This is a genomic window from Marinobacter sp. C7, assembly GCF_022343555.1.
In the GTDB taxonomy this organism is placed as follows: Bacteria; Pseudomonadota; Gammaproteobacteria; order Pseudomonadales; family Oleiphilaceae; genus Marinobacter.
Genome location: NZ_JAKQZH010000001.1, coordinates 958,090 through 984,396 on the forward strand (window position 1 = coordinate 958,090; position 26,307 = coordinate 984,396).

The following is a 26,307-nucleotide window of genomic DNA, read 5'->3' on the forward strand; positions in this document are numbered from 1 at the left end:
TACCAAGCAAGCGCTTGGTTTGTAAACAGGCAAGTTTGAGGTAGTATTAAAGGCCTCATCAGCCAACCGGATAGCCTTAGTGAGCCAGAACCAGATCCTTCAGTCCCTGATTGCCGAAAACCTCGTATCCGATCCCACTGGCGCCCGCGGCCGCCTGTTGAAGGAGGCAGCCCGGTTGTTCCGGGAAAAGGGGTATGAGCGCACCACGGTCCGGGATCTGGCCGCGGCGGTGGGTATCCAGTCCGGCAGTCTGTTCCATCATTTCCGCACCAAGGAAGAAATTCTCAAGGCGGTGATGGTGGAGACCATCCGGCTGAATACTGCCCTGATGCAGTCGGCCATGGAGGCGGCAGATACTCCGAGGGACAAGCTTCGGGCACTGGTCCGTGCGGAACTTGAATCCATCAATGGCCAGACCGGAGAGGCCATGGCGGTACTGGTGTTCGAGTGGCGCAGCCTGTCAGCGGACTCGCAGGCAGAGGTGCTGGAGTTACGGGATATCTACGAAGCGCTCTGGCTGGATGTGCTTGGTCTGTTGCGCGAACAGGGTGCCCTGTTGGCGGAGCCGTTCGTGGTACGGCGCATGCTGACCGGCGCGCTGAGCTGGACGGTGACCTGGTATCGGCCGGAGCGCGGCGGGCTGACCCTGGATGGTCTGACCGATCAGGTGATGGCCATGCTCGGGTTTGCTGCCACCGCTTGAGCGTTCCTCCGAATCACACCAGAAAGGGCCCCGGTTGGGGCCCTTTCTGGTTTATGCCCGGATCAGTCCCGGGCCAGTTCCACGAGCCGGTATTCCACCAGGTTCGGATCGGAGCGGATGGCTTCCTCGGTATAGGGGAAGGCGATCCAGTCCTTGGAAGAATAGGCCTCTGTCATGTCCCGGTAGTAGGGCGAGGCCGGATCCGTCGACTGGGAGTAGGTCACGAAACCCTCGGCCCTGGGCGCGCCGTTCTCCCGCCAGGTGACGGTCTGGATGTAGCTGTTGCCATAGTTCACATCGTACCGGCCGTCAGTCAGGTCGTTCGGGCGGGAGCTGGCGATGGTGAAGCTTCCCTCGAAACCCTCGCCCCCGAAAATCGGGATTGGGGTATCGTGGATCCCGGACAGCTGGATATCCCGCACCGCCGCGTCCAGCGCGATCGGAGAATTCTGGATTCGTTGCACACCATCGGCAAAGGCCGCCTGGATCAGCGGACTCGCTACGTTGAGATCCGCCGGAGTGTTGACCGGATCATTCGGATCAAACGGGGTCAGCCATTTGTCGGGGGAGGTCACTGGCAGCGGGTCGATGCCCCGCCAGAATTCCCGCCATATGTGACCGCCTACAGAGTCCAGGTTGTGGGTTCCGTCCCACTGCCGCAGCACCTCGCAGGCAGCGGAGATGTCCACCGGCTGGCCCGAGCTGCTCGGTAACGTTCCCAGAGGGCAATAGGCGTCCAGCACATCCTGCCGGGCAAGTTCCTCGGAAAGCAGGCTGCTGTTGAGCACCACGGCCTGGAGGTTGGGCAGGTCAAACCCGAGGCTGCCCGCCAACCCGTCGCTGCCGTCCAGCCGATCCTGCACCTGCTGCATGCACTTGCGGGTTCTCAGGGTTCGCGGCGTTTCCTCGTCGCCGATGATGGCGGCAAATCCTGTGAGCGGTTCTTCCGGGTTGGAAACCCAGTAGCTGTCGTTACAGTTGTGTATCCAGTCGTCCCGACGGAGCGTCGGCAGGTTGGCCGGACCGAAGATGCCGGCGGCCGGTGCATCCGGATCGGTATCCCATTCGCAATCGGCGCGGGAACCATCCAGGACCGGCAGCCCCGGCGCCAGCTGGTCGAAAACCGGGGACAGGGCGGTAGCGCAGGCTGAAGCCTTGGCGTCCGGCACGTTGGGTACCACTGTGACATCTCCGTAGTACGCCTGTTGTCCCGGACCGGTGGCAACGGTATTGACCCAGGGTACCCCGAGAACACTGGCATGCAGGTCCACAAATTCCTCGAAGCTGTTGGCCTGGTTCCAGCGGAAGAACTGGTTCAGCAGGCGGTCGTTTTCCGCGTTGGCATCACGGAGTGTATAGGCCTTCAGGGATGACCAGTTCAGTACCGGCACGCCTGCCGCCTCGAAGGTCAGCATCGGGCCATACTTCGAACGATAGAGGGTGCGGGTCCGCTCGCCGATGCTGCCATCGTCCTCCAGCACTTCAACGGTGACATCGCTGCTTTCCATGTCCAGGAACTCTCCCTCATACAGGTATTGGGTCGGGTCTGCCGGGTTGAGGGTCAGCTCGTAGAAGGTGAAGCGGTAGGCCGAGGAGACGGTATGACTCCAGGCGAAATGCTCGTTGAACCCGATGAGCACAGCGGGCAAGCCATACAGCGCCGCCCCCATGATTTCGGTGTCGTTGCCGACTTTCAGGTGGGCCAGGTACAGGCGTTCGGTTTTCTCCCAGGGAAAATGCGGGTTGCCGAACAGCATCGATTCACCGCTACGACTTGCACCGGCAGACAGGCCATACATGTTGCTGCCGATCGGCAGCTCCGTGCCGAGAGGGAAGGGCAGGCTTTCGCGGCCCTCGCCCTCGAGGGCCGAAAGCAGATCCTCGGCGGAGGGCAGAACGGTATCTGTGGTTTCCGGCGGTTGCGCAGTGGCTATGCCATCGACAAATACCGAGGAGCTCGCCAGTACCGCGAGCCGAAGGTAGCGCCGGTACATGTCCTGCTCTTCAAGGGCAAACAGCCAGTCCTTGTCCCGGCAGGCCTGGTGCCGACCCGGATGCCGGCCATCCCGGATTTCCGCCAGATAGCGGTTGTATCCGTCCACATAACCTTTCGAAGCGTCCAGTACTTCCGGGTCACTGGTTGACCTGAAAGGCGCAATGGCCTCATCGGTCAGAGTGGTGCGCCAGAAAAAGTCCGCGTTGAGGTTGGTCGTGGTGGTGCCGTTGGAGGGGATGGTGTAAGGGCCGTCCGGCCCCAGGTATCGTGACCTCAGACCCCGGATGGTCAGGGTGTCCTCCGCGAGCAGGCAAAGGTTGTCCTCGGCCTGGGCATATCCGTAGGCATAGCCGAGGCTGGAAAAGTCGTCTGCCTCGATGTGTGGAATGCCATAAGAGGTTCGCCTGAGGGAGGCCCGGTAAAGGGTTTGTCCGTCGCCGGCGATCTCGGTTCCCGGGTCGTCCCTGGAGTCGGGGGCGGGGGCTGACGGGTCATTGTTTGACAGACAACCCGCGAGGATAAACGGGATCAGCGCCAGTGGAACAGCTTGTTTCGGATTCATCATCGTTTCGCCTTCTTTTGTTGTTTTGGCAACGCAGGGAACGGGATGACCCGGCAAAAGGTTCCGGCATGCCGGTGTAAGATCCGGCCACTGTCTGAGGGGTGGCAGCAAAAGCGAAAACGAGGTTTTCGGGAATACTTTGATAAGTATCAAAAAAATGGACATGCAGCCCTTTCCGTGAGGGCCATTGGCCTCATCGGCATATCCGCTTCGGCAATCGAGCCATTTTTGTCTGACAGTTTTGGTCGCATCCTTGCAGCCGTGGACAACGAGGGTAGGAAACCTTTTGGTGCGACGTTACGTCATCAGAAATCGGACGGGCACCTGGACGGGTACCCTCAATCTATAAAAACAATGCAAAGCAGGGCGAATTATGATTTCCACTCTGGTTACTTTTTCCCGCCGCATTTCCGTGGCGCCGCTGAAATTCCTGACTGCCGGGGCTCTGATCCTGCTTGCCGGCTGTTCCGCGAACCCGATCTACACCACCACCGGCGTAGTGCTCTCCAACTACTCCGAAGGTGAGGCAACCCCCTACGTGTTGCAGATGTCAGATCCCCGTATGGCCTGTGCACTGGGTGAAGGTATTGACCCGCTGCTGTATTCCTTCTCCCGGGTGACCGACGCACCGGAAAGCACGGGTTCCCTGCTGATGCTGCTCGCGGGTAACTGTGCCGAGTACAAGGCCTGGGAGGCGGAGCTGGCCTATCTGCGGGCTGACTATCAGGGCAATGTCGAGGCGGCCAAGGACGCCAGGGAAGAGGCCAAGCGCCTGAATGCCCTGACCGCAAAGCGCCGCTATGCCTCCTTCCAGAGAGCGATGGCGGCCTACGAATTTGATCCCTCGGCCGAGCCGCTGGAGTGCCCGTTCCTGTTCAGTGAGCAGGACGAACTCACCTTCCTGCTGGGTCTGCTGACCGGCATGCAGGCCATCGTGAATGACGCCAATTCCGGTGCCATGGCGGGGGTGCCCAGAAATATCGCGCCCCAGGCCGAGCGCGCTGCCACCTGCCTGGATAACGAAAAGTGGGGCGGTATGCCCAATGCGATCCGTGCCCTGGTCTGGCTGCTGCTGCCGGATACCCAGCCGGCCCTGTCTCCGGATCCCTGGCAGGTACTTGAGCACAGCACTGAATTGGGCGTAGAGAAAGGCCTGCGCGTTCCGCACGCCCTTCAGGCTGTAGCCGCTGAAACCTTCGGTCGTCCGGACAAGCTTGAGGAAGCGATCGCCTCCTTCGCTGAGTCGAATGCAACCGTTGATGTCTGGGACGAGTACCGTCTGGTAGATGAGGTGGCAGCAGGCGCGATTCGTTTCGCCTCGGACAAGCACTGGTCGGCCAACTATGGCTATCGCACCCCGCAGACCTACTTCGGCAAGATGAGCCCGGAGCGGCAAACCGAGAATGTTGAAACCATGAGTCTGGATGGCCTGCTCTGAGGCGGGCCGCCACCACCCTCTGAACAACCGATAAACACAAGAATGACCCGGAGGTCGTTATGATCCGCAAATCCCTAACCGCCATGGCCCTGGTAGCAGCATCGCCCCTTGCATCGGCGCAGAGTGTTTCGATGTGTGTGTTTGACGTCATCGGTGCCAACGGTGACTTCTACAACTTCGTCAAGGATTACGCCCTGGAGATGAAGAACCACGGCGTGGATCTGGAATTGAAGCCCTATACCGACGAAGGTGTCGCCATTGGTGATTTTAACGCCGGTCAGTGTGATGCGGTGGCCGCCACGGATATCCGGATCCGCCCGTTCAACAAGTTCACCGGCAGCATCAGCGCCGTGGGTGCCATTCCCACCTACGAAAACCTGAAGACTTTGCTGGCAACGCTGGCCCAGCCCAAAGCCGCCCCGCTGATGAAAGACAACGGCTATGAGGTTCTGGGAATTGTTCCGGTGGGCGCCGGTTACCTGTTCGTGAATGACCGCAGCATTGACACCGCCGGCGAGCTGGCTGGCAAGCGGATGGCCACCCTGGATTACCAGAAAGATGCGATCCACATGGTGAACTATGTAAAAGCGACAGTTGTGCCCTCCGACATCACCAATTTTGCCGGCAAGTTCAACAACGGTTCAGTCGACACTGCCTACGCGCCGGCGTTCGCCTATGAGGCTCTCGAGCTCTATAAGGGCATCGGCGACAAGGGGGGCGTAGTGGATTATCCGTTGGCCCAGCTGACTCTCCAGATGGTCGCCCGGGACGAGGTTCTGGATGACGAAACCGCCCAGACAGCCCGTGAGGTTGCCTGGAACATGTTCCCGCAGGCCATGAACCTGATCGAGAAGCAGGAAGCGGCGATTCCCGACGAGAAGTGGGTCAAGATCCCTGAAAAGGACATTCGCGGGTACCAGGAAATGTTCCGTGAGAACCGCCTCGAAATGCGGGATGGCGTGAACGGCGCGCCGGATGTTTACCACCCGAAGATGATGAGCCTGCTCAGCAAGATCCGCTGCGCCAGCAATCCTTCGGCTGCCGAGTGCACCGCGGCCAACCGCGAATAAAAGGGCGGGATACACATGAACTGGCGAGCTTTGACCGCTCCGGCCGCAAGGACACTCTACCCCGTGCATCGCATGCACGGGGCAGTTCTCCTGCTCCTGTTGTTGTTCACCCTGCTGCTGGGTATGGGGAACTCCCTGCATTCCCGGCTGCTTTGGGTCGGCGAGCAGACATGGCCGAACTACTATCTTCTGAACCCGGATGCCACGGAACCCTCGTGTCAGCTGGAAATGGATATCGATGCGGAAGTGGCCAAACGGGTGGCCGCCTACAAACCGGACCCTGACGATCTGTTCAGCTCGCCACCCAATCCGGAGGCCATCCGAAAGTCCCTGGAGAGCAACCTGGAGCTGTGTCAGCAGCAATACGCGGTCTACGAACAGAACCTGAAACATGCCACTGCGGCATTGGGTATGTTCAAGACGGTGGAACAGGGGCTGGCCGAGTTCCTGCTCGATAACATCGAGCTCACCAAGTACCTGTTCATTGCCATGTTTGCCATGGCCGCAGCGATTGCTGCACTGGATACCGACCACATCGCCCTGCGCTTGCCGCGCAACCGGGCCGAATGGCGGTTGAGTCAGGGCGTGCAGTTTGTGGTCAACGGGCTGATGGTCCTGTCGCTGAACGCCTACCTGGGCAAGCTTGCCACCTCGCCGGGCTCGGAGGACACGATGAGTCTCCAGTATGCGTGGGTCGGCGTGTTCGGGTTGTTCATGATAATCAACGCGACCCGGTTCCTGAATATTCCGGACCGGATCCGTGCCGGCAAGCTCAGGCCGTCCTCGGGGCTGGTTATCCCGCTGTATTGCGGCATGGGCCTGATTGCCATGAGTTATTTCTTCCTGGTGGATGGTTATGCGTCGGGCCTGGCCATCTACTTCGGGATGATGTCCAACCTCTCATCGATGTTCATCAACATCGGTCTGTATGTGCTGGTGGGCATGATGCTCAAGCAGACCCGGATCCCGGAACTGCTGCTGAACGTCATCAAACCCTTCAATCTGCCGGCACCGCTGCTGGCCTCGGTGATCATCTTTGCCACCGCCTTCCCGACTGCTTTTACCGGAGCCTCGGGAATCTTCATCCTGGCCGTGGGTGGCGTTGTCTACGACGAACTCCGTCGCGCCGGCGCCGGACGCCAGCTTTCCCTGGCCACGACCGCCATGTCGGGCAGCCTGGGCGTGGTGCTCAATCCCTGTCTCCTGATTGTCGTGGTGGCGGCCCTGAATAAGGAAGTCACCACCACCGAGATGTACGGCTGGGGCTTCTGGGTCTTCATCATGTCGGCAAGCCTGTTTTCGCTGATCGTGTGCAAGACCGAGGGCAACTGGAAGCCCCGTCCGGCCCCGGGTGCTCTCCGCGCGGCCGTTGGCGAAACCCGGGCCTTGCTGCCCTACGTGGTGGTGGGTGCCATCGTGATCCTGTCGATCTGGATCATCCTCGGGCTGAAGTTCAACGAATACAGTGCACCGTTGATCCTGCCGTTGGTGATGCTGGCACTGGTGTTGCTGGATGCCGGGCGCGACAGCCGGGAGGACGGCGAGACCCGTGCCCAGGCATTCTGGAACCGGAGTTCCTCGGCTGCGAGTGATTCTGCCGTGCACATTGGCGCGCTGCTGGCCCTGATTGGCTTCTCGATCTGCCTAGGCGGCATTCTGGAACGCTCGGACATCGTCCATGCGCTGTTTCCGGAGGACCTGACCAGTCCCTGGATTGCCATGCTGGTCATTGTGGTGATGCTGACCATTATCGGCATGGTGATGGATCCGTTCGGTGCCGTGATCCTGGTTTCTGCCACTGTAGCCCAGCCTGCGATCCAGCTGGGTATCGATCCGCTGCATTTCTGGATCGTGTGTCTCGTTGCCTTCGAGCTGGGATACCTCAGCCCGCCGGTGGCGTTGAACCATCTGCTCACTCGGCAGGTGGTTGGGGAAACGGAAGTGCTCGCAGCCGAGCGCTCCGGTTCCTTCTGGCACCGCTATGAGCGTCTCCTGCTGCCTCTGGCAGTCATGGGGCCGACGCTTCTGCTGGTTGCCTTTATTCCGTTGTTGTTCTACGCGCTGTAACTTGGCTTCTATAGAATGAAGTAACCGCCACCGGCCCGGCCGCTGGCGGTTTTTTTCATCCACAAGGGATGAATTTCCGTACTCGCACAGAGGGGACGTAACGGAAGCCGGGGTATGGTGTATGCTTGAATTGGCAGACGGAAAAGGCAGATTGAAGGAAGCAAAGGAACCCGGAATGTTTCGGATTGGCTTGGTAGTGAGTGTTTTAGCGGTTCTGGCCGGCTGTGGCGGGGGCTCCGGTGGTGGCGAAACCGCGCCGGTGGATGTTGCGCTCTCCGGGGTCATCGATATAGAAGCAGGGACCCGGGTGGATATCGACACGGCCGATTCGCTGTCTCTCAACCCGTCTCCATTTTCCGGGGTGCAGGCGTTACCCCGGGAGTTCGTTCTTGCCGGTTATGTCAGCCGTCAGGAAGGAGCTTACCCTACGGTCGGAGGCTTACCGGGCTCCGAGTATTTCATAGACGCCCGGGATCAGTTTTCGATGACGCTCGCACCGGACCAGCGGATTTCACTGCAGGCGTTTGCCACGCGTGCCGGCCGATCGAACCTGTCGATCCGGTTATTGGCGCCGGATGCAGGCAACGCGGTTATTTCCACTGCCCAGACCACTGAAACCGACTCCCAGGTGAGCGTCAGCCTCTCTGATGACACCACCCAGTCCTGGCCCGAGGGCACCTACCAGGTGGAGATCCTTGCGAGCTCCGTTCCCATGCTCTATATCCTGTCGTCATCGGCGTCCAACCTGTCTGCCCAGTCTGTTCATGAATGGCCCGACCATCAGTTTGCCGAGGGCGAGGCCATTGTTGTCATGGAGGAAACGCCGGGTATGCCGGCACAGGTGTCTGCGACCGGGATGACAAAAGCCCGCGCTCTGGGTCGTGGGCTCTGGCAGGTGCGGATGGCGGGGCCCCTGAGCCAGGATCAGGGCAATCGGGCAGGGCAGACCCTCTCATGGATTGAGAACCTGCGGAAAGAGGCGGCGATAAAACAGGCTGTGCCCAATTACCTGGTCCAGACCCAGGGAACCCCTCTGGATGAGCCGCTGTACAATGATCCCGCTCTGGGCCAGCAATGGCATTATGAGCTGTTGAACGCACCTATCGCCTGGCAGCTGGCACCGGGTGCCGGGGAAGGGGTTGCGGTTGCCGTTATGGATACCGGGCTCTTTGGCCAGCCCGGAAACTGGCACCCGGACCTGAATGCCAATGTCGGGCAGGGATTCGACTTCGTCTCCCAGGAGTATGACACCGACAGTCAGCCCGGGCCCGACAGTAACCCGTCGGATCCGGGCAATTCCGTGGGCGGCAGTGTTTACCATGGAACCCATGTGGCGGGCACGGTCGCTGCCGTTGACAACGAACGCGGTGGCATCGGTGTTGCCTTCAGTTCGACGCTGGTGCCGGTCCGCGTGTTGGGAGAGGGCGGCACCGGATCCTCAGCTGACCTGCTTGATGCGCTGAACTGGGTGAATGATGACGGCACGGGGCAGCCCAGGGCGGACGTGGTGAACCTGAGCCTCGGGGGCCTGCCTTACATCCAGGCCTTGCAGGATGCGATCAATGCGGGCACGGAACGTGGAGCGATCTACGTGGCTGCCGCTGGTAATGCCGGAACCAGTAACCCATCCTATCCGGCCGCCTTTGCCAATGTACTGGCCGTCAGTGCGGTGGATGGGGCAGGGGTGCTTTCGTCTTACTCGAACTTTGGTCCCTGGATAGACCTGGCCGCGCCGGGTGGTGATGCCAGTCGGGACGGAAATGCCGACGGCCGGGGCGATCTGGTCAGCAGTACCAGTGCAGCCGTGATCGATGGGACCCTGACGGCGACCTATGCCGGTCTCCAGGGCACGTCCATGGCCGCACCCCATGTCTCCGGTGTCCTGGCATTGATGAAGAACCAGAACCTGACCCTTGATTATCCCGCGGTGAATGCCATGCTTCAGGCCGGCAAGCTCACGGTTTCCTCCTGTGATAATCCCTGCAGGAACGACGACCTTGGCTGGGGATTGATGGATGCCGCCAAGTCCGTGTTGGCGGCATCGGACACGCCGGTGACGGACCTGCTGACAGCCTCTCCTGCCATTGTCACACTCTCGACGGAGGGTGCCGCCTCGGTCACTGCGGCGCTGGAAGTCTATGGAGATTCGCCTTCGAGCGTTGAGATCATGTCTGTGGAGCTCGAAACATCAGCAGCCTGGGTGGACGTGACGGCACCTCCTGCCGGAAGTTCCGGGACGAGCTTCTCGGTACGACTGGATCTGAATGCTGATGCACTGGAGCAAGGCGTGTCCGAGCGAACGGTGTTGCTCGTTACCTATCAGGGGGATGTGGAAGAGCGTACCCTGGAAATACCGATCATCGGCCAGCAACCGGACGACCTGGCGCTCCGGAATGCCGGCCGCCACTTTGTGTTGTTGGTCGACCCGGTGCCTGAAGGCGATATTTTTACCACGGTGTCCCAGGCAACCGTAGAGGTGGTGAATGGTCAGTACCAGTTCAGTTTCCGCCCCGATGATGGTGTTGCGCCCAGATTTCTCTCAGAGGTCCCGCCGGGGGACTATTTCCTGGTGGCCGGCTCGGACATCGATAACGACGGTTTGATCTGTCATGCTGGCGAGGCCTGTGCCGAGTACCCGGTCTCGGGGCTTCGTGAGGAGATCACGATTACCGCAGGGGAGGCCATCCAGGGTATCCGGATGACTACCAGCTACTCGAGGCCGACCATTTCCGCCCAAGCCCCGGATGTGCTTCCGCGGCCGGGATTCGAGGGCTATCGTGTGCTCTCGGCACAGCCGGATAACGAAAACACCAAGAGTATTCGCTGAACATGACGTTGTTGTCCCGTTTCCTGTCTTTTACTGTCGCCGGCGCCAGCCTGATGATTACCGGTTGTGCCACCAGTCAGCCCCAGATGCAGACCGACGACGGAGCCCCCCTGGCCAGGCAGATCAGCCAGTCATCCCATTGTGGTCTGACGGCGCCCGGGCACTTGCTTTTGAAGAGTGCTGCAGATGTCGGGCGCCTGGAAGGGCTGCAGGGCAGGACCTTGCCGCTGGCGCCGCTCAGGGCGGTGGATTTTGACCGTGAGCATGTGGTGCTCGCGTCGCTGGGCCAGAAGCCTACCGGTGGCTATAGTGCCACCCTGGTATCTGCCGCGATCAGGGACGACGTTCTGGAACTCTCCGTCCGTATCCGGGAACCGCAACCGGGAATGATGGTGAGCCAGGCCCTGACCACGCCCTGTGCCGCCATTGCCGTTGCTGCCACGGGCTGGAGTGACATCCGCATCACGCCCGAGCAAAACAACCGTTGATCTTTGGCGTTGAATCCCTAAGCTATGGCTCAGCTTTTCTGACTAATTTCGGAGTCACTTCCTGACTATGAGCCAGCAACAGTACAACGCCGACGCCATTGAAGTCCTGAGCGGTCTTGATCCGGTGCGCAAGCGCCCGGGTATGTACACGGACACCTCGCGCCCGAACCACCTGGCCCAGGAAGTGATCGACAACAGTGTCGATGAGGCCCTTGCCGGCCACGCCCGCCGCATCGATGTGATCCTGCACAGCGATGGCTCCCTGAGTGTCGAGGATGACGGGCGTGGCATGCCGGTGGATATCCACAAGGAAGAGGGGCTATCGGGCGTCGAGCTGATCCTGACCCGGCTGCATGCCGGCGGTAAATTCTCCCAGGGCAACTACAACTTCTCCGGCGGTCTGCACGGGGTTGGTGTCTCGGTGGTCAATGCCCTGTCAACAGAACTGGAAGTGACGATCAAGCGCGACGGCCAGCTGCACCGGATGACCTTCGCGGATGGTGAGAAAGTCACCGACCTTGAAGTGATCGACACCGTTGGCAAGCGCAATACCGGCACCCGGCTACGCTTCAAGCCTGATTCGAAGTACTTTGACAGCCCCAATTTCTCCATCAGCCGCCTGCGCCATAACCTCCGTGCCAAGGCGGTCTTGTGCCCCGGCCTGATTGTTACCTTCCTGCAGGAAAAAACCGGTGAGAAGGATGAATGGTTCTACGAGGATGGCTTGCGGGATTACCTGCGCACCGCGCTGGCGGATATCGAGGCCGTTCCGCTGGAGCCGTTCACCGGCAGCTTCTCCGGTAACAAGGAAGCCGTGGACTGGGCGATCCAGTGGTTGCCGGAAGGCGGCGAAGCGGTCATGGAAAGCTATGTGAACCTGATCCCGACTGCCCAGGGTGGTACCCACGTCAACGGACTGCGGACCGGTCTGCTTGAGGCCATGCGGGAATTCTGCGAGTTCCGTAACCTGCTGCCACGGGGCGTGAAGCTGTCACCGGAGGATATCTGGGAGCGCGTCGCCTACGTACTGTCCTTCAAGATGCAGGAACCCCAATTCTCCGGCCAGACCAAGGAACGCCTGTCCTCAAGGGAAGCCGCTGCCTTTATTTCCGGGGTGGTGAAGGATGCCTTCAGCCTGTGGTTGAACCAGCACACCGATGTGGCGGAAGCCCTGGCTGAACTGTTTATCAACAACGCCCAACGTCGTCTCCGGGCGAGCAAGAAGGTGGCCCGAAAGAAAGTGACCTCGGGCCCGGCGCTGCCCGGCAAGCTTGCCGACTGTTCGGGGGCCGATACCGCCCGGTCCGAGCTGTTTCTGGTGGAGGGTGACTCCGCCGGAGGCTCCGCCAAGCAGGCACGCGACCGGGAGTTCCAGGCAGTGATGCCGTTGCGCGGCAAGATTCTCAATACCTGGGAGGTGGATTCGGGCGAAATCCTGGCGTCCCAGGAGGTCCACGACATTGCCGTCGCCATTGGCGTTGATCCGGGCTCGGATGACCTCGCCGGCCTCCGTTACAACAAGATCTGCATCCTGGCAGATGCGGACTCCGACGGCCTCCATATCGCCACGCTTCTGTGCGCGCTCTTTGTGAAACACTTTCGCCCCCTGGTGGCTGCTGGCCATGTGTTTGTCGCCATGCCACCGCTGTATCGGGTCGATCTGGGTAAGGAAACCTTCTATGCCCTGGATGAACACGAGAAACAGGGCATCATCGATCGTCTCGCAGCCGAGAAACGCAAGGGCAAGATTCAGGTTACCCGGTTCAAGGGGCTTGGTGAGATGAATCCGTTGCAGTTACGGGAAACCACCATGGCTCCGGATACCCGCCGACTGGTCATGCTGACGCTGGAGGAAGGTGACCAGACCGAGGAGCGGATGGATATGCTGCTTGGCAAGAAGCGGGCTTCGGATCGCCGGGCCTGGCTGGAAACCTACGGCAACATGGCCGATGTTGCCGTTTGATATGCTCTATAGTGATTTAAAAATCGCGCTTTATTCTTTTTAAGTATTCTTAAAACTCGCTATGCTGCCAGTTTTCATAACGGGGAATACCGGATATGGACTGGCAGGGCTGGTTCGCGTTGGGTCTGGCCGGCGCGGCATTACTACTGATGAGCTCAGGGCGCTTTGCACCCCATATGGTCATGATGGGTGTGCTGGTGGTGCTGAGCGTCAGTGGCCTGATTTCGCCCGAACAGGCGCTGGCAGGATTCAGCAATACCGGTCTCATCACGGTGGTGGCACTGTTTGTGGTCGCCTCGGGTATTCATCATTCCGGTGGGGTTGATCTTCTCGTCCGGCACCTTCTCCGCTCCCCCAAGACAGTACGCAGTGCCCAGGCCCGCATCGCTCTGCCGGTTTCCCTGCTCAGCGGGTTTCTCAACAATACGCCGGTAGTGGCCACCATGATTCCGGCGGTGCATACCTGGTCGCGCAAGATCGGTATTGCACCGTCCAAGCTGATGATCCCCCTCAGCTATTCCGCCATCCTCGGAGGCACCCTGACCCTGATCGGAACCAGTACCAATCTGGTGGTGAACGGGCAGTACCAGCAACTGACCGGTGGCGAGGGCTTTTCAATCTTTTCCATTACCATGGTTGGCCTGCCTGTGGCCATTATCGGACTGGCGGTCATTCTGCTGGTCATGCCCCGGGCCCTGCCGGACCGGAAGGACCAGCAGAAATTTGGCTCCATGCGCGAATTCACGCTGGAAGTGGCAGTATCCGAGGGCGGGCCGCTGGTTGGAAAAACCGTGGGCGAGGCAGGTCTGCGGGAACTGGAGCGGCTGTACCTGGTGGAAATCGAGCGCGACGGCAGTGTGGTCACCGCAGTGCCCTCGGAGGAGCATCTGCGAGGAGGTGACCGGCTGGTGTTCGCGGGGGATACCCAGGCCATTTCTGATCTGTTGCGAATCAACGGTATTGTCCCCTCGGTGCATGAGGACGAGCCTTCCCTGAGCAAGGATCGGACCGAGCGGCGACTGGTGGAAGCCGTGCTTTCACCCCAGTCGGATGTACTCGGGCTGACGATCCGTGATGCCCGTTTCCGTGACCGGTACGGCGCGGTCGTGCTGGCCGTGGCCCGTGGAGGTGAACGGGTGTCCGGCAATCTGGGCAACATCCGCCTGAAGCCTGGCGACGTTCTCCTGCTGGAGGCCAGACCTGCTTTCGTAAGCCGTCAGCGCTATAACAAGGACTTCCTGCTTATCAACGACCTGGATACCGACACGCCTCGCCATGATCGCGCCTGGGTGTCCTGGACCATTCTGCTGGTACTCGTCGGGCTGGCGGCCTGCGGTATCCTGAGTATGCTCAATGCGGCGCTGCTGGCCGCCGCCCTGATGATCCTGACCGGCTGCTGTTCCGTCGGACAGGCCCAGAAATCCGTGGATGTACCGGTCATTCTCACCATTGCCGCCTCTTTCGCCCTCGGAGCTGCGCTTCTGGAAACCGGTGCTGCCAGTTATCTGGCTGAGGGTATCCTGGGACTCAGCCAAGGCCATACCCTGCTGGCGGTATTGCTGGTGTATTTCTCTGTCTCAGCGCTCACAGAGGTCGTCACCAATAATGCCGCTGCCGTGCTGGTGATTCCGGTGGTGTTGTCCATGACGACTGCCATGGGGGCGCCGGCAGAGCCTTTCGTCATTGCTGTGATGATGGCGGCATCCGCCAGCTTTGCCACGCCCCTGGGTTACCAGACCAACATGATGGTATTCGGACCGGGCGGCTATCGCTTTGCCGATTTCGTGCGCGTTGGCCTGCCCATGAACCTGTTTATTGGCCTGGTGACAGTGGGAGTCATTGCGCTGGTCTACGGGATCAGTCTTTACTGACCCGGGGATCGATCGGCGTGGAGAGGATGTCACAGCAAAGGACCCTGAGTTCGCCTTCGTGATAGAAACCCAGGGATAGGGTGACGCACATATAGGCGCCGGTGACACAGAGGTAAGGGGCCGTAACCTGGAGTGTTTCCGGTTGCGCAAGGGCCTTGCGGAGGTACTGCTGCCGGTACCAATCGGCGCTGCTGCTGTCCTCCAGTGGCCGGAACCGAGGGTCCAGATTGCGTGCGGAATGCGATACCAGGGTTTCATCGATCTGCAAGCCGTTGCCATCGACCAGATAGCAGCGGGAAACCGTTGGTTGGTTGAGCAGATTCTCACAGGCGTCCGCCATGGAGGCTCCGGAACAAAGCCTGTCAGTAGTGCTGAGAAAGAAACGCTCGAAGAAGTTCACCACCTGCTGGGTCGGATCGAATGTCACCTGGTTTTGACGTTTGTACTCGTCCAGTAACTGACCGAAGTTCGCTGGTGTTCGCTCCAGTCCGCTGAGTTCGGTACTCGGCCTGCGGAAGTAGAACCCCTGGACAAAGTCTACGCCCGCATCAATGGCGATCATCGCCTGGCTCCGTGTTTCCACGCCTTCCAGCAGCACCAGGCATCCGGACTGATGAAGCAGGGAAACGATGCCGTCCAGAATCTGTCTCGCCTTGGAATCTTCGGTCGCCCGTGTGAGCAGGGTCCGGTCCAGTTTGACGATGTCGGGAGACAGGTTCCAGATTCGTTCAAAGTTGGAATGGCCAGCACCGAAGTCATCAATCGCCGTCAGGCAGCCGAGTTCCCGGTAATAGGCTACTGTCTCTCTCAGTCGCTCGGCGTCATCCGTTGGTTGCTCGACAATCTCCATAACAATCCGGTGCGCTGGCAGGCCCGTTTTCCTCAATAGCTGGGCAAAGAAGGAATCCGAAGGGTTTCCGGACGTCGCCACCTTCGGTGAAACGTTGAGAAACAGCCAGTTCAGTTCATCCTTGATGCCACTGTAATTGCGGATGTGAAGGTAGCGGCAAAGCCGGTCCAGCAGGAGATTCTCGAAATCCGAAGAAGGCAGCTTGAAAAGGTCGACCGGCAGGATCTGGGTATCCCGGGTATCGAAGGCCCGGATCAGCGCCTCGTAACCGACGATCCGCTTGTGGGAAATGCTGTATATGGGCTGGAGTGCCGTCCTCAGGGTCAGCCCCTGAAAGTCCGCTGTCCAGACATCACCGGCGCGGTTGAGCATGGGGGCGAGCTGATCAAGCTCGGGTGATCTCAACTTTTGGGGTAATGGCTGGGGCATGTTTTCTTCGGGTTGTTACCGCGCGAGACTGCATTGTTTGCCGGAGATTGCCAAAAAAGTGCAGGCATTTCCACAACTTCCCTGAAGAAACGGGAATTCGTCGGTGTTCTGGAGGGGAATTGGCGGGATGAGAGAATGAAAAAAGCGGCCCGTGGACCGCTTTTATTCAATTGTTGCTCGGAACAACAACGCTTTCGTCGAATTCGAGTTCCATGGCGTTTCTCCTGGATTCATCCCGGCTGATTGAGAAGGTATGTGAGAAGTGTATCTTTATTATGGATTCGGGCAATCCGTAGAACCCGTATAAGACTAAAGGGATAGGTCGGGGAGAACGTTCAGAATTTCTGATGGTGGAGAGCAAAACATTTCGATTTTTTTCACCGATCGGTCTCTCTAGACTGCACCATCAAAGCAACGGACAGGGAGTGGTCTCCAGGTAATGCAATTCCGAAACAGTGTTGACCGTTATGGTCTGGTCTCCATTTTCATTCACTGGCTGGTAGCGATTGCTGTCATTGGCCTGTTTGCACTCGGCTTCTGGATGGTGGATCTGTCCTATTACGATGACTGGTACCGGCGCGGGCCTGATATCCACCGGAGTGTGGGGCTGTTGTTGTTTGCAGTCATGGTGGGCCGGGGGCTCTGGCGCCTGGTAAACCAGGCCCCCTCGTCCTTGCCGAACCACCAGCTCTGGGAAGTGCTGGCAGCCCGTGCGACACACGGCCTCTTATACATTCTGCTGTTCGTTGCCATGGTCAGCGGGTATCTGATTTCCACCGCTGACGGCTCGGCTATCAGCGTTTTCGGCTGGTTCGAGGTACCCTCTATCACCGGACAGGTGAAGGGACTGGAGGACACGGCCGGTACCGTACATTACTGGTCAACCTGGTCGATCATGGTGCTTGCCGGGCTTCATGCTCTCGGAGCGCTGAAACATCACTTTGTTGATCGTGACCGGACTCTGCTTCGTATGCTGGGTAAATGAGCGGCGAAGCAAGGACTCAAGTAACGCCCGATGACCGGGCTGTTTTATCAAAAGGGAGAAACCATTCATGAAGAAAGTATTGCTCGCATCCGCGGTATCCATGGCTCTGGTCGGCGGTGTTGCCCAGGCTGATGAGCACGGTGGTACCTATGCCTTTGATAACAAGGGTACTCACCAGTTCATTACCTTCAAGATTTCTCATCTCGGCTACAGCTGGCTGTATGGTCGCTTCAACGATTTCGACGGTCAGTTTGTCTATGACGCCGCGAACCCTGAGAACAGCTCGGTCAATGTGACCATCGATACCGCCAGTGTCGATTCCAACCACGCCGAGCGCGACAAGCACCTGCGTAGCGAAGACTTCCTGTATGTGGACGAGCATCCGGAAGCCTCGTTTACCAGCAAGCGTGTGGTGGTGGACGAGGATGGCGAAGCCGACATCATTGGCGATCTCACCCTCAGGGGAGTAACAAAAGAAGTCACCCTGGACGCCGAAATGATCGGCCACGGTGAAGATCCGTGGGGAGGATACCGCATGGGCTTCGAGGCAGAGACCGAGCTTCGGTTGAAGGATTTTGGTATTCCGATGGATCTTGGCCCCGCCTCAGAGACCGTCGAGATCATTATTTCTGTCGAGGGGATTCGACAGTAATCCTGGCTGACCCTGCCAGACCCGGTTCCGGGCTCAGCCCGGAACCTTCCCGCCTTTTCATCCTTTTACGCCAGAAGCCAGAATATCTGCCTTTCGTCGATGTGGTCAGATCGAGCCCGAGGTCTCCCGGGAAGACTGACAGTTCTTGCACAGGTGGCGCTGACGCCAGAATTGACCGGCAAAGATGACCAGCCAGATCAGCAGACCCGCCCACAGGTAGGGCTTCGGTACCGCGAAACTCCCGCTGATTGCAAACTCCACCAGGAGCATCAGCGCTAATGCCAGTACTGCATTGACCATGGCTGTCACCATGGCTTGCCCGCAGGCCTTCAGGTTGGGTTTCATAGTGTTCCGCTTGTTCGGGAATTTGAAACGGTCTTCTATTAACTGTTGGTGAGAATACGGCGCCCCTTACAGTCTCTCCATGCGGGAATTCCGCTATTGGCGTTTCCGCACACCTACCGGATTGGTGTATCCGGCCCGGCGTCCATATAATGTGGCTTCTCCTCGTGCCCCGTGTAATTCGACGGCGCGGAGGTTAGCATCACAGCCAATCCAAACAACAGGCAATTCAGGCAAAAGAGGCATCCATGCCAGAGTTTCAGACCACCGATGAAGGCTTCGAGCGCGTCTCGCTCAGGGATTACACGGAAAAGGCCTATCTCGATTACTCCATGTACGTCATCCTCGACCGGGCCTTGCCCAACGTCGGGGACGGACTGAAGCCGGTTCAGCGGCGGATTGTCTACGCCATGTCTGAGCTTGGACTCAAGTCCACCTCCAAGTACAAGAAATCCGCCCGTACGGTTGGTGATGTTCTCGGCAAGTTCCACCCTCACGGCGACAGCGCCTGTTACGAGGCCATGGTGCTCATGGCTCAGCCCTTCTCCTACCGTTATCCCCTGGTGGATGGGCAGGGCAACTGGGGCTCTCCGGACGATCCCAAGTCTTTTGCGGCCATGCGTTATACCGAGTCACGCCTGGCGCCCTTCGCCGAAGTACTGCTGAGTGAGCTGGGGCAGGGTACCGTGGACTGGGTGCCGAACTTTGATGGCACCATGGAGGAGCCCTCCGTGTTGCCGGCGCGCCTGCCTCACGTGTTGCTGAACGGGACCACCGGGATCGCGGTGGGCATGGCCACGGATATCCCGCCACACAACGTCCGCGAGGTAGCCGCCGCCTGTATCCGTTTGCTGGACAAGCCCGAGGCCGGTGTCGACGAGCTGTGTGAGCACATCAAGGGTCCTGATTTCCCGACCCGTGCGGAGATCATTACACCGCGTAAGGACATCCGCCAGATGTACGAAACGGGCCGGGGCTCCCTGCGTATGCGTGCGCGATGGATCCGGGAGAATGGTGAGGTGGTGGTCACCGACCTGCCGCACCAGGTCTCGGGTAACCGGGTTCTGGAGCAGATTGCCCAGCAGATGCAGGCCAAAAAACTGCCCATGGTTGCGGATCTGCGTGACGAATCCGACCATGAAAATCCGACCCGTCTGGTCATTGTGCCGCGCTCCAACCGTGTCGACCTGGACGGGCTGATGGCTCACCTGTTTGCCAGTACGGACCTGGAGAAGACCTACCGCGTCAACGTCAACGTTATTGGTAACGACGGCCGCCCCGGAGTCAAGGGGCTGCAGGAGATCCTGACCGAGTGGCTGGCGTTTCGCCGTACCACGGTGACCCGTCGTCTTCAGCACCGTCTGGACAAGGTCCTGGCGCGGCTGCATATCCTCGAGGGTTTGCTGGTCGCCTACCTCAACATCGATGAGGTGATCGAGATTATCCGCTACGAGGACAAGCCCAAGGATGAGCTGATGGCCCGGTTCGGGCTCTCGCCGGAACAGGCAGAAGCCATTCTCGAGCTGAAACTGCGTCACCTGGCGAAGCTGGAAGAGATGAAGATCCGGGGCGAGCAGGACGAACTGTCCGCCGAAAGGGACGAGCTGCAGGCAATCCTGGGCTCCGAGGACCGTCTCCGGGACTTGATCAAGACGGAGCTGCAACAGGATGCGGAGACATTCGGGGACGATCGCCGCTCGCCAATCGTCGAGCGCGAAGAGGCTCGCGCATTCAGCGAAGTGGATCTCGTCTCCAACGACCCGGTGACTGTCGTGCTTTCGGAAAAGGGTTGGGTGCGTGCGGCCAAGGGGCACGACATCGAGCCCGAAGGGTTGAGCTACAAGGCCGGGGACCGTTTCGCCCTGGCCGCCCGTGGCCGCAACAACCAGCAGGCGGTGTTCCTTGATTCCACCGGCCGGGCCTATGCCCTGATGGCGCATTCGCTGCCTTCGGCCAGGGGGCAGGGGGAGCCGTTGACGGGCAGGATCAATCCGCCCTCAGGAGCCTCTTTTGCCGGGCTCCTGATGGGTGAGCCGACCACCAAGACCCTGCTGGTCACCGACGGCGGCTACGGTTTTGTGACCTCGCTGCAGGACATGATCAGCAAGAACCGCAATGGCAAGGCGGTGGTATCGGTGCCCAAGGGGGCGAAGATCATGCCGCCGGTGACGGTGCCCAGCGCAGACAAAACGCTCTATCTTGCCGCCATCTCCAATGAGGGGAGGATGCTGGTGTTCCCCCTGAACGAGTTGCCGGAGCTGGCCAAGGGCAAGGGTAACAAGATCATCAGTATCCCTTCGGCGCGGGTCCAGAACCGGGAGGAGTTTGTCGTTGCTGTGGCGGTCTTCGCCGAGGATGACCAGCTTGAGATCCGGGCCGGCAAACGCAAGATGGGACTGCAATTCAGCGACCTCGAGCATTACCTTGGCGAGCGTGGCCGGCGCGGGCACAAGCTGCCACGGGGATTGCAGCGGGTTGATGCCATCGACGTGATTCCTTCCGCCACGCGGGCCGGACAAGAGGAGAGTCCCGACAGTGAGTGAACTGGTACTGATTAACGTCTCCGGCCGCGACAAGCCGGGGCTGACCTCCGAGATCACCGGCATCATGGGCCGCTACAACGTGCGGATTCTGGATATCGGGCAGGCGGTCATTCACGACCACCTGACCTGGGGCATTTTGATCGAGATTCCGGACGAGTCGAAGTCCTCGCCGGTAATCCGGGACCTGCTGTTCCGCCTGCATGCCCTCGACCTTCAGGTGCATTTTGCGCCGATCACCCAGAAGGAATATCAGGCCTGGGCGGCAGGACGGAACCGGGCATGCTATATCGTCACTCTGCTTGCCCGGGATATCAAAGCGGAACAGATAGCCCGGGTATCGGCGATTACTGCACGTCACGGGCTGAATATCGATAACATCACCCGGTTGTCCGGCCGGCCCTCGCTGAACCCTTCGGAAAACCGAATTGCCTGTGTCGAATTCTCGGTCCGGGGTACGCCCTCGGACCTCGAACAGTTGCGGGCGGATTTCCTGCAGATTGCCGGCGAAATGAACGTGGACATTGCCTTCCAGGAGGACTCAATCTTCCGCCGTAACCGGCGCCTGGTTGTGTTCGACATGGATTCCACCCTGATCGAAGCCGAGGTGATCGATGAACTGGCGCTCGAAGCTGGTGTGGGGGCCCAGGTGGCGGAAATCACCGAGCGTGCCATGCAGGGAGAGCTGGACTTCAGCCAGAGCTTTGCCGAGCGTCTGGCGCTGTTGAAAGGGCTTGATGAGTCAGTGCTTGAAAGTATTGCCGCACGCCTGCGTATGACGGAGGGGGCCGAACACCTGATCCGCAGTCTCAAGGCCCTGGGGTATCGCACCGCTATCCTGTCTGGTGGTTTCACCTATTTTGCGCGGCACCTCCAGAACAAGCTGGGCATCGATTACATCTACGCCAACGAGCTTGAGATCCAGGATGGCAAGGTGACCGGTCGGGTTGCCGGGCAGATAGTGGATGGCAAACGCAAGGCGGAGTTGTTGCTGGAGATTGCGGAGAAAGAGCACATTTCCAGAGAGCAGGTCATTGCCGTGGGGGACGGTGCCAATGACCTGCCTATGCTGAGCCAGGCCGGCCTCGGGGTGGCCTTCCGGGCCAAGCCGTTGGTCAAGGAGTCCGCCCGTCACTCGATCTCGACGCTGGGTCTCGATGCCATCCTTTACCTGATCGGCTTCAGGGAGAGGGAGACCACCCAGACCCTTCAGGATTCGGAATTCTGAGGCCTGTGGGGTAGGGGGATAGCAAAAAAAGGGGCGCCATTTGGCGCCCCTTTTGGATTTCAGCCTTCGCCGAAATCGTAGTTCATTTCCGGAGCCGGAGCCTGCAGGTAGTAGCCCTGGATGTAATTGACGCCGGCCTGCCAGAGCGTGGCAAGGATACCCGCATTCTCCACCAGCGGAATGATGGTGAGCTTTCCGGAATTCTGCAGGGTCTTCACCATTTCCTTGAACTGCTCTTTGGCATCATCGCCCTTCTGGATTTCCTCGGTAAACGAGCCGTCCAGCTTCACAAAGTCCGCATCCACATGCTTGAACGTGTTGAACGGATTCAGGGCGCAGCCGAACTGGGAGATGGAGACCTTGCAGTGCAACTGATGCACAGCCCGCACAAACTCCTTGGCCTGCTTCATGTAGTTGTTGGCATCACCTTCCCGGATCTGGAAGATCAGGGCGTTGCCGGGCAGCCTGGCCGCCTTGAGGGCCACACTGAGCCAGGGCGTAAAGGTCTTGTCCTGCAACGTTTCGGCGGTGACATTCAGGAACAGGCGGGTGTCGTGGCCCTTGGCGCGATGGCCGGCCAGTTGTTTGATGGTCTGGAGGATGACCCAGCGGTCGATCTTGATAGCGGTCTCGGTCGGTCCGGCCGGAGGCAGGAAATCATAGGGCGACACCTCCTCGTTGTCCTTGTCCAGCATCCGGACGAAGGCTTCGTAATGTTCCTCGCCTTCCCCGCGCAGGTTGATGATCGGCTGAAACAGGAGGCGGAAGCTGTTTTCCTCCAGGGCTTTCTGGATGGCCTCCACCGAGTTGGTGGAGTCGAGAGCTTCGTAGTCTGCCGGGTTGTATACCAGCACCCCATTGCCCTGGGCGTGGCCGTCCTGTTTTTTGACGTCGGACGAGGCGGTGTGAGCCCGGCCCAGCAGTTCTTCGGCTTTGGGTGAGTTTTCGGTTATTGCGGCCACACCGATACTGACCGTCATCGGGACGGTTTTGCCGTTGATGTCGAAGAGGTTGTCCTCGATCGCCTTGCGGACTCTTTCTGCCCGTTCGGCCATGGCTTTCTCGTCGCTCGGCAGGCACATCATGCAGAACGCATCATCGCTCAGCCGTGCCAGGGTCGCGTCCTCTCCTGCGGTCTCCTTCAGCAGTGCCGCAAGGTCGCCGAGCAGCAGGTCGGCCCCCGCAATGCCCACCTGGCCTTTCATGGTAATGAAGTTGTCGAGGGCAATGTAGGCGAGGGCGCCGGTCTGGTTGTCCTTGCCGGCCCGGGCGATCGTTTCGGACAGGGCATCCATCAGATACTGTCGGTTGTACAGGCCGGTCAACAGGTCCTGGCTGCTGATCTGGCGGAGCTTTTCCTCCAGTTCGGCATCGCTGTGCTCAGGCTGGAGCACAATCTGGGTACAGAATTCACCATCATAGGTCGCTGAAGACACTGTCATGGTGACCTTCAGCTCCTGCTCATCACTGCGCCTCGCTGTGCAGTTCAGGGTCATGCCATCTTCGCCTTTTTCGGCGAAGCGCTTCATGAATTCCTTGTACTTTTCCTGGCTTTCCGGCGTCAGTGTGTCGAGGACCGGGATGCAGATAAGATCATCGATATCGTCATAGCCGAGGAAGTCCATGTAGGACTGGTTGGCATAGATGTGCATGCCGTCATTGATGTAGGCGATGGCGTCCTTGGAACTTTCCAGCAACAGCTGGCAACGCTGTTCCGCCTCCCGGAGGTGGGACTCCAGCACGCGCCTGCGCCGGCGTTCTTCCAGGGCGGCAATTTCCCGGTTGACCGTCAGCACCAGCTGGTCCGCGTAATCGAAGGGCACGGCATCCTGGGCGCCGGCCTTCATGATGCCAACTCTCCGCTCCCGGCTCTCTTCGGACATCAGCAGGATGAACGGAATGTCCTTGTCCATCCGGCGTACCATGGCCAGAGCTTCGTTGGCACCGAATTCGTCGCCCACATCCCGGGCCAGCAATAGGTCCCAGTTACCCGTTTTCAGCACCTCCTCAAGGTCTTCCTCCGAGGTGATGCGATGGGCCCGTGTGGCCTTTCCGGAATTTCTCAGCAGGCTGACCAGCGATTCGGCATCATTTTGAGATGGATCAAGAATCAGCAGGTGTACGGTGGCGTTCTTTTTCTGCATTCGTAAAGCGTCTCGTGCTACTCGTTTGCGGAGCCGGCTCGGGGGCAGCGTACAGATCTGCTTGTAAAACAGTGTCTTGAGTAAAGCTGTTTGCCGAGAGTCAGAGGCCGGTCTTTCACTTATGCAGAATGATGCAGGGGATAGTGGGTAATAACAACCCTCCCATGGGAGAGTTCCATCCCGGTATCCCGTTTATCAGAGCGACGGCCAAAGTGAATCAAACTCATCCTCACTCGCCACCGGGGCATCGGCCTGGCTGGCGATGTTCAGCGCCGTATTGTTCTGAAGTTTCAGTTCAAACTGACTGATGCTGCCGGTGGACGAGACTTTGCGACCGAGCGTGCCCTGGTCCTGCCTTCCGTCGTGCAGAAGGGATATCCGGCTCCCGGACTGGAACGGGAGCCGGGGGGTAATCAGGGTGGCGGCCTGGTTGACCACGCTGATCTCCGGGAGCAGCAATCCCCTGAGGTATTCGCTGTTGTTTCCGATCTTCTGGAGCAGTCGCACGCCGCATGGTGCGGCACTGGGCGCCAACAGCTCAATGCCCACCTGGGTGCCCTGATGTTTGACCTGTCGAATCCACCGTACGACACCGACGCTCCACGGGTGGGATTGCTGTTCCCGAACGCCCAGGATCTCGCCGGCCTGAATGGACGGAGGTACGTTTGCTTCCCAGCCGACGCAGTAGCCGCCCGGGCTGGTGTTGATGAGCAGGGCCTGGTGGGAGCGCGGCAGATTTTTCTCTGCTACCGGCTCTGATTCAGGCTTGCCAAAGTAGCCGCCACGAAAGTTGATCGGCGTGTCGGGGGAAGAGTGGCGCTCTTCGCTCGGGCCCGCGTCATGGGCGCCGGCCCAGGCGTCCTCTGATTTCTTTGCCTTGGTCAGGAAGTGGTTCTCTTCTTCATCCTGGGCGCTGGCATTGCCACTGACGAATTCCGTGAAGGTCTTTTCCCCGGAGATGAAATAGTGCGCAGCGCTCAGGCCAACGCAGACTTCCAGGGTGCCCTGGCTGGCAATGCGGTTGAAATTCCGCTTGGCGAGAATGCCAAGGGCCTGGCTCAGGTGAGTCAGCAGGGTGTCGCTGATGGTTGCCGGGATGCGTAACGGATTTTCCTTTTCCTGGTGCGAGCGGCGAGCCTGGAGCAGGTCAGTGATCATGTTTGACAGCTCCCGCGTGTCAAAGCCGAAGCTCTCGTCGCCGGGACGGTTATCGAGCAGGCTCCGGTAGATCGGCGGATTGTCACGCTCCATGTTGACGACAAACAGGCTGTCCTCACCAATATCCGGACCACACTGGCTGTGCTCGGTCCAGGTCTCAAACAGCTCGTAGGCCTGGTTCAGCTCTGACTGTCTCAGCTGGTTGGGACGAGCGCACCCGAGGAGCAGAACCCGCTTGTAACTGTCGGCCAGCGAGCTGGTGCGGCGAGCCTTGAGGGTGTTGTCCTCGACCTGGAGGTGGCCCATGCCGTTACGATGGGCAAACCGGTACAGGCGATGACACTCCAGCCAGCTGCGGGCCGGGCTGGGGCAGTATAGTTGGTGCGAGCGGAGGATGGTTTCGGAAAGCTCGGAAATGGCCCGGTGGATCGCCATGGTGACCTGCTTGCGATTCTTGTCCAGGCCTCCGTTGTCCAGGCCATCAAGGATGCAGAGTTTGTAGCCGGTGGCGAGATGCATCTGCAGGGCCTGGGCCAGGTTGGCAATCTTCCGCTGCTTTTCCGGCAGGGCCACGGCCAGGCCGAGATAATGGCGGGAAAGCTCGTTGCAGACGAAATGAATCTTTTCGCGGATCAGCTCCAGGAACTGCAGCCTCGTCTGGGGGGCAGTCGAGAGGTGGTTGAGCTCGATGATCGCGTGGTAAAGCTGCCGGGAAACCTCGCCGATGTTGGCCATGGGCAAGTGCTCCACCCAGATGCGGAAGGGCTTTGGCGCCGTTTCGCAAAAGGACAGAGTCGTGGTTGTCTGCTCCGGTACTCGTAGGTCAGGTTTCAGAATCGTGCCTTCCATGAATTCGCGCCAATGTCGGGGCCACCGTCGGTTTCCCTAATGTTTTTATTTGTAACCCATTATCGACTCTAAAATAGCAAATGCTCAACGAAAAGCGAGAAGATCACGAGTTAACAAACTTTGACAAGTGACGAGCGTTCCAGTT

The 26,307-nt window shown here is 59.5% G+C and carries 17 protein-coding genes; 12 read left to right on the forward strand and 5 right to left on the reverse strand.

The window, feature by feature from the left end; genetic code table 11:
• Nucleotides 1-70: 70 nt before the first annotated feature.
• Nucleotides 71-703, forward strand: a complete 633-nt coding sequence (locus MD273_RS04500) for a TetR/AcrR family transcriptional regulator (protein ID WP_239037608.1) — start codon at nucleotides 71-73, stop codon at nucleotides 701-703.
• A 62-nt stretch (nucleotides 704-765) separates the two neighbouring features.
• On the opposite strand, the gene MD273_RS04505 is transcribed toward MD273_RS04500, so the two are convergent.
• Complete coding sequence (locus tag MD273_RS04505; protein ID WP_239036575.1) at nucleotides 766-3,261, reverse strand: penicillin acylase family protein; 2,496 nt, start codon at nucleotides 3,259-3,261, stop codon at nucleotides 766-768.
• A 373-nt stretch (nucleotides 3,262-3,634) separates the two neighbouring features.
• Here MD273_RS04505 and MD273_RS04510 point away from each other — a divergent pair, with 373 nt between their 5' ends.
• From MD273_RS04510 to MD273_RS04540, 7 genes are all read left to right on the forward strand, one after another.
• Nucleotides 3,635-4,699, forward strand: coding sequence for a hypothetical protein (locus MD273_RS04510; protein ID WP_239036576.1), 1,065 nt, complete (start codon nucleotides 3,635-3,637; stop codon nucleotides 4,697-4,699).
• Between the two features lie 59 nt (nucleotides 4,700-4,758).
• On the forward strand, nucleotides 4,759-5,769 hold the full coding sequence (locus MD273_RS04515) for a putative solute-binding protein (RefSeq protein ID WP_239036577.1): 1,011 nt from the start codon (nucleotides 4,759-4,761) through the stop codon (nucleotides 5,767-5,769).
• Between the two features lie 15 nt (nucleotides 5,770-5,784).
• Nucleotides 5,785-7,836, forward strand: coding sequence for a TRAP transporter large permease subunit (locus tag MD273_RS04520; RefSeq protein ID WP_239036578.1), 2,052 nt, complete (start codon nucleotides 5,785-5,787; stop codon nucleotides 7,834-7,836).
• Nucleotides 7,837-8,011: 175 nt separating this feature from the next.
• A complete protein-coding gene (locus MD273_RS04525; RefSeq protein WP_239036579.1) occupies nucleotides 8,012-10,663 on the forward strand; it encodes a S8 family serine peptidase in 2,652 nt (883 codons plus the stop codon).
• A 2-nt stretch (nucleotides 10,664-10,665) separates the two neighbouring features.
• Complete coding sequence (locus tag MD273_RS04530; protein ID WP_239036580.1) at nucleotides 10,666-11,151, forward strand: protease complex subunit PrcB family protein; 486 nt, start codon at nucleotides 10,666-10,668, stop codon at nucleotides 11,149-11,151.
• A 67-nt stretch (nucleotides 11,152-11,218) separates the two neighbouring features.
• Complete coding sequence (gene parE, locus MD273_RS04535; RefSeq protein ID WP_239036581.1) at nucleotides 11,219-13,114, forward strand: DNA topoisomerase IV subunit B; 1,896 nt, start codon at nucleotides 11,219-11,221, stop codon at nucleotides 13,112-13,114.
• 95 nt (nucleotides 13,115-13,209) lie between these two features.
• The gene (locus MD273_RS04540) at nucleotides 13,210-14,985 is read left to right on the forward strand and encodes an SLC13 family permease (protein WP_239036582.1); all 1,776 of its coding nucleotides are present in this window, start codon (nucleotides 13,210-13,212) and stop codon (nucleotides 14,983-14,985) included.
• Here MD273_RS04540 and MD273_RS04545 read toward each other — a convergent pair.
• Nucleotides 14,972-16,264 carry an EAL domain-containing protein gene (locus MD273_RS04545; RefSeq protein WP_239036583.1) on the reverse strand — a complete coding sequence of 431 codons (1,293 nt, stop codon included), beginning with the start codon at nucleotides 16,262-16,264 and terminating at the stop codon, nucleotides 14,972-14,974. The genes MD273_RS04540 and MD273_RS04545 overlap by 14 nt on opposite strands.
• Before the next feature lie 439 nt (nucleotides 16,265-16,703).
• Here MD273_RS04545 and MD273_RS04550 point away from each other — a divergent pair, with 439 nt between their 5' ends.
• Together MD273_RS04550 and MD273_RS04555 are read left to right on the forward strand one after the other, a co-directional pair.
• Nucleotides 16,704-17,249 (forward strand): cytochrome b, encoded by a 546-nt coding sequence (locus MD273_RS04550; protein ID WP_239036584.1) that lies wholly within the window; start codon nucleotides 16,704-16,706, stop codon nucleotides 17,247-17,249.
• A gap of 67 nt (nucleotides 17,250-17,316) precedes the next feature.
• Complete coding sequence (locus tag MD273_RS04555) at nucleotides 17,317-17,901, forward strand: YceI family protein (protein WP_239036585.1); 585 nt, start codon at nucleotides 17,317-17,319, stop codon at nucleotides 17,899-17,901.
• Between the two features lie 105 nt (nucleotides 17,902-18,006).
• Here the strand turns inward: MD273_RS04555 and MD273_RS04560 are convergent, their stop codons facing one another.
• The gene (locus MD273_RS04560) at nucleotides 18,007-18,246 is read right to left on the reverse strand and encodes a hypothetical protein (RefSeq protein WP_239036586.1); all 240 of its coding nucleotides are present in this window, start codon (nucleotides 18,244-18,246) and stop codon (nucleotides 18,007-18,009) included.
• 245 nt (nucleotides 18,247-18,491) lie between these two features.
• Between MD273_RS04560 and parC the strand changes: the two genes are divergently transcribed.
• Both parC and serB read left to right on the forward strand, forming a co-directional pair.
• A complete protein-coding gene (gene parC, locus MD273_RS04565) occupies nucleotides 18,492-20,786 on the forward strand; it encodes a DNA topoisomerase IV subunit A (protein ID WP_239036587.1) in 2,295 nt (764 codons plus the stop codon).
• Entirely contained in the window at nucleotides 20,779-22,011 is a 1,233-nt protein-coding gene (gene serB, locus MD273_RS04570) for a phosphoserine phosphatase SerB (RefSeq protein ID WP_239036588.1), read from the forward strand. The genes parC and serB overlap by 8 nt, the downstream gene beginning before the upstream one ends.
• 59 nt (nucleotides 22,012-22,070) lie before the next feature.
• On the opposite strand, the gene MD273_RS04575 is transcribed toward serB, so the two are convergent.
• Nucleotides 22,071-24,155 (reverse strand): EAL domain-containing response regulator, encoded by a 2,085-nt coding sequence (locus MD273_RS04575; protein ID WP_239036589.1) that lies wholly within the window; start codon nucleotides 24,153-24,155, stop codon nucleotides 22,071-22,073.
• Nucleotides 24,156-24,350: 195 nt separating this feature from the next.
• On the reverse strand, nucleotides 24,351-26,162 hold the full coding sequence (locus MD273_RS04580; protein ID WP_239036590.1) for a cyclic-di-GMP receptor FimW-related protein: 1,812 nt from the start codon (nucleotides 26,160-26,162) through the stop codon (nucleotides 24,351-24,353).
• Between the last annotated feature and the right edge of the window lie 145 nt (nucleotides 26,163-26,307).